Here is a 4,296-nt window from a genome sequence, read left to right as displayed (position 1 = left end):
GCCGCCTCGACGTTTTCGGCGCCTTCCATGATCGCCACCGGCTCGGTCACCGCGCTCACGCCCTCGTCGGGGAACACGAATTCGACCGGCGAGCCCTTGGCCGCTTCGCGAATGGGCAGAAAGTCCACCACGATGCCGTAGGCCTTGGTGCCCGCCGCCACCGCGTTGAACACGCCGCCGTTGCCGCTTTGCGCCTCGACGCGGTTGTCGCGAAGGCCCTCGTAGTACGCCTCGCCAAGCGCCGGGTGGTCGGTGATCGCCGCCATGTGGATCAGCGCCGCACCGGAGTAGAGCGGGCTCGGCATCGCCACCAGGCCTGCGTAGTCGGGTTCGAGCAGATCCTGCCAGCTCGACGGCTGATGCTCGGCGCCGGTGTTGTAGACGATGCCGGTGGTGATCAGCTTGGTGCCGTAGTAGTAGCCCTCGGGGTCGAACAGCTCACTATCGTACGCCTCGCGCTCCGGGCTCTGGTAGGGCTGCAGGTGGCCGTCGCGCTTGAGCGACTCCATGGTGGTGCTGTCGGCGATCAACAGCACGTCCGGGTTGCTCACGCCGGCGGCGAGCTCCGAGCGCAGCCGCGTCATCAAACGTGTGGTGCCGTCGCGCACCCACTCCACCTCGATCTCCGGGTGGGCAGCCATGAAGGCATCCACGGTCTGCTGGGCGTCGCTCTGGGGCTGGCTGGTGTAGAGCGTGAGCGTCTCGGCGGCACTGGTGCCGACAAGCGTGAGGGTCGATAGGGCAATGGCAAGGCAGAGCGGACGCTTGAACATGGGAGTCTCCGGGTGAGGGGCGCCGACCAGCGTAGGACGAAGACCTTACAGCTTTGTGACAGCGGCGCGGCGAAGCGACCCGGCGCGGAAAAGGCCAAAACCGGGCAGCGCGGTGAAGGCTTTCGAGCGAAGAGCTGGTATGCTTTCCTGAGGTCTGCTTCGGCGTGTTCGGCGCCGGTTTCTCTCTTCATGAAAGGACGCTCTTATGTCTCGCCAACCGTTTCTGGCCCGTGCGGCCGTTCTGCTTGCGCTGGTCTCGCCGCTCGCCGCCGCCGACACCCTGGTGTTCACCGCCATTCCCGACGAGGACGAAACGCGCCTGCAGCAGCGCTTCCAGTCGGTGGCGGACTACCTGTCCGACGAGCTCGACGTCGACGTGCGCTTCATCCCCGTGACCTCCTACGCCGCCTCGGTCACCGCCTTTCGCAACAACCAGGTTCAACTGGCCTGGTTCGGCGGCTTCACCGGCGTGCAGGCGCGCGAGCTGGTGCCCGGCTCCCAAGCGATCGCCCAGGGCATCGAGGACCCGGAGTACAAGAGCTACTTCATCGCCAACGCCTCCACCGGCATCGAGCCGGTCGAATCCGACACCGCCCCGGAGGCGCTCAAGGGCCTGACCTTCACTTTCGGCTCGCAGAGCTCGACCTCCGGGCGGCTGCTGCCGGAGTACTTTCTGACCCGCGATCTCGGTGCCTCGCCGGAGGAGCTCTTCGCGCGCGTCGGCTTCAGCGGCAATCACAGCCGCACCGTGTCGCTGGTGCAGTCCGGTGCCTACCAGGCCGGGGTTCTGAGCTACACCGCCTGGGAGAACGAAGTGGAGCAGGGCAACGTCGACCCGGAGCGCGTCCAGGTGATCTGGGAGTCGCCGACCTACCCGGACTACCACTGGACCGTGCGCGGCGACGTCGACGAGCGCTTCGGCGAAGGCTTCACCGAACGCCTGCAGCAGGCGCTGCTGGACATGGACGACCCGGAACTTTTGGCGAGCTTCCCGCGCTCGGGCTTCATTCCGGCTTCCAACGAGGATTTCGAGCCGGTGCGTGACGTGGCCATCTCGCTGGATCTGCTCTGACGGTGACTCGCTTTACGCTGACGGACGCCGAGGCGCACTACGGCGCCACGCGGGTGCTCGGGCCGCTGTCGCTCTCGGTGGACGAGGGCGAGCACGTGGCGCTGATCGGCAAGAGCGGGGCGGGCAAGTCGACGCTGCTCTCCTTGATGTTCGATCACTGGCGCGAGCAGCCGGTGGCGCTGATGCCCCAGGCGCTGGGGCTGGTGGATACGCTCTCGGTGTTCCACAACGTCTACATGGGGCGGCTCGACCGCCACCGTTGGTGGCGCAACCTGGCAACGCTCGCCAGGCCCTGGCGGCGCGACATCGACGAGATCACAGCTCTCCTGGAGGACGTAGGCATCGCCGAGAAACGCTGGACGCCCTGCGGCGAGCTCTCCGGCGGGCAGCGCCAGCGGGTGGCGGCAGCGCGGGTGCTCTATCAGCAGGGCGATCTGCTCCTTGCCGACGAGCCGGTCTCTGCCCTCGACGGCCCCCAGGCGAGCGCGGTGATGGCAAAGCTCACTGGACGCTACCCGCGCACGGTGCTGGCGATGCACGATCTGGAGCTGGCGCTTTCCTTCTGCACCCGCATCGTCGGGCTCAAGGACGGCGCCATCGTGCTCGACGCACCCAGCGAGACGCTCACCGCCGCCGCGCTTCAGGATCTCTACTGATGCCGCTTCGCGCCACTACCCGCGTCACGCTCGGGCTCGTCCTGCTGGCACTCGTCTGCCTGCTACTCGGCGACTTCGAGATCAGCGCCCACGACCCCTGGCGCTCGCTTGGCCAGCTCTTTCTGGGACTCATCCAGCCGGATTTCACCAGCGTCGATTCCCTCGGCGAGGCGCTTCTGCGCACCGTGGCGTTCGCCTTCGTCGGCGTCGGGGTCGGCGCGCTTGCGGGCATGGCGCTGGCGCTCTGTTTCCACCGCTGGTGGGTGCGCACCTTCTGCGCCTTCATTCGCGCCATTCACGAGCTGTTCTGGGCGCTGATCTTTCTACAGAGCTTCGGCCTGCACCCGGTCACCGGGGTGCTGGCGATCGCCATCCCCTACGCGGGGATCTTCGCCAAGGTGTACGCGGAGATTCTGGATGAAACCGATCCGCTGCCCGGGCAGGTGCTGCCGCGTGGAGCCGGGCGGCTGTCGGCGCTGGTCTACGCGCGGGTCAGCCAGGCCTGGCCGCACCTGGTGAGCTATACCGCCTACCGGCTGGAGTGCGGGCTGCGCTCCAGCGCGGTGCTGGGCTTCGTCGGCATGCCGACCATCGGCTACCACCTGATGGCGGCCTTCGCCCAGGGGCACTACCCGACGGTCGGGGCGCTGCTTCTGATGTTCTATCTGCTGATCGGCACGCTCCGGTGGTGGGTGCGCCCGAAGATCCTGCCGCTCTACCTCGCGGCGGCGCCATTTCTGCTGGGCACCGGGCTTCCGATCATGTGGTCGAACGTGACGCGGTTCTTCACCGAGGACATCGTGCCCGCGCCATTGAGGCGAGGCGAGGGGCTGGAGGCGCTGTGGGAGTGGTTCGGCCAGCTGTTCGTCCAACAGGCGCTGCCGGGCATCTGGAATACGCTCTTGCTGACCCAGATCGCGCTGGTGGCGACCGGGGCGCTGGCGCTGGCGCTTTTCCCGCTGATCTCGCGCCACTTCACCCGTCGCGCCGGGGGCATGGCCGGCCATGTGGTACTGGTGGTGATGCGCTCGACGCCGGAGTACATGCTGGCGTTCATCCTGCTCCAGCTTTGGGGGCCCTCCATGCTGCCGGCGGTGGTGGCGCTGGCGCTGCACAACGGCGGCATCATCGCCCACCTGGTGGGGCGGCGCAGCAACGAAATCACGCTCAGGCAGGACGCGCCGCAGGGGATGAACCGCTACGCCTTCGAGATGGTGCCGCGCCTTTACGGCCCGTTTCTGGCGCTTCTGTTCTACCGCTGGGAGATCATCCTGCGCGAGACGGCGATCCTGGGGATCCTCGGGATCGCCACGCTCGGCTTCTTCGTCGACAGCGCGATCCAGGAGATGCGCTTCGATCGTGCGATGGTCCTGATCCTGATCACCGCGCTGATCAACATCGGCGTCGACGTGCTGGCCAGGCGCCTGCGCGGCTATCTGCGCCTGCGTCACGGGGTCGATCGCCAGCAGTGCTGAGTGCAAAGGCGCCTGGAGCTCGAGTACTGACCTTCGATCTCACTGGTGAGTCTTCACTTGCAGGTAAAGCGCCTGGACTAGACTCTTTGCTAAAGGCCAGGGCGCGATCGAGCGGTTATATTACGGCCATGCCCGTCGCTGTTCGAGACGCCTGATATAACCTGTGCCTGGGTGTCACCGATGCGCCCAGAGGTCACCACCGAGGGGCCGATGACCAGTGACTTTCTGCTCAAGGGAATCGACCTGGCGCTCGAGAAGCGCCGCTGGCATCTGCGCTTCGACGCCGCCCTGGAGGCGCGGTTCGAACGGGACACCCAGGC

4 protein-coding genes are annotated in these 4,296 nt (G+C 66.9%); 3 read left to right on the top strand and 1 reads right to left on the bottom strand.

Annotated features, from left to right (window positions below; translation table 11 throughout):
• On the bottom strand, positions 1 to 773 hold a 773-nt coding region (locus BIS11_RS11890), incomplete at its 3' end, for an ABC transporter substrate-binding protein (protein WP_253586097.1).
• 205 nt (positions 774 to 978) lie between these two features.
• Here BIS11_RS11890 and BIS11_RS11885 point away from each other — a divergent pair.
• Genes BIS11_RS11885 through BIS11_RS11875 form a run of 3 tightly spaced genes read left to right on the top strand, consistent with a single transcriptional unit; the run spans position 979 to position 3,976 of the window.
• Entirely contained in the window at positions 979 to 1,845 is an 867-nt protein-coding gene (locus BIS11_RS11885; protein ID WP_253425941.1) for a putative selenate ABC transporter substrate-binding protein, read from the top strand.
• A gap of 2 nt (positions 1,846 to 1,847) precedes the next feature.
• Entirely contained in the window at positions 1,848 to 2,501 is a 654-nt protein-coding gene (locus BIS11_RS11880; protein WP_253425943.1) for an ATP-binding cassette domain-containing protein, read from the top strand.
• Positions 2,501 to 3,976: an ABC transporter permease gene (locus BIS11_RS11875; protein WP_253425945.1), complete on the top strand. Its 1,476-nt coding sequence runs from the start codon at positions 2,501 to 2,503 to the stop codon at positions 3,974 to 3,976. Before BIS11_RS11880 ends, BIS11_RS11875 begins: the two co-directional genes overlap by 1 nt.
• The last annotated feature ends 320 nt before the right edge of the window (positions 3,977 to 4,296 follow it).

The organism is Halomonas sp. 707D4, assembly GCF_024158685.1.
In the GTDB taxonomy this organism is placed as follows: Bacteria; Pseudomonadota; Gammaproteobacteria; order Pseudomonadales; family Halomonadaceae; genus Vreelandella.
This window is presented reverse-complemented; position numbering and strand designations above follow the sequence as displayed.